The sequence below is a fragment of the uncultured Virgibacillus sp. genome (assembly GCF_947495635.1).
Lineage (GTDB): Bacteria > Bacillota > Bacilli > Bacillales > Amphibacillaceae > Virgibacillus > Virgibacillus salarius.
The window spans coordinates 1-357 of sequence record NZ_CANMAB010000239.1 but is presented as its reverse complement, the minus strand read 5'-3'; the positions used below and the strand labels follow the sequence as shown (position 1 = coordinate 357).

The window sequence follows — 357 nt, the reverse complement described above, 5'->3', positions numbered from 1 at the left end:
AGACACTGACATTTTTGGTGGTATTTTAACCAGCATATGGATGTGGTCAGTCATGGCATGAGCCTCAATAATTTCTACATCTTTCATCTCACATAAACGTCTTAAGATCACCCCGATGTCTCTTCTGAACTTGCCATAAATTTCTTTCCTTCTGTACTTGGGTATAAAGACTATATGATACTTACAATTCCATCGGGTGTGTGATAAACTATTGTCACTCGACATGAGTAGATCTCCTTTCTATATATAGAGTCGGTTTGACGGCCAACTCTATTATATCGAAAGGAGATTTTTCTGTTACAACTCTACAAGTTTAATTCTCACACAGGCAGAGCCTGTGGTTTAAAAAACATCAAT

1 protein-coding gene is annotated in these 357 nt (G+C 37.3%); it reads right to left on the bottom strand.

Features of this window, described 5'->3' with window-relative positions; all coding sequences use genetic code 11:
- Positions 1 to 225: IS200/IS605 family transposase (gene tnpA / locus Q1A47_RS20650; protein WP_299632769.1), on the bottom strand; the 225-nt coding region annotated here is incomplete at its 3' end.
- Between the last annotated feature and the right edge of the window lie 132 nt (positions 226 to 357).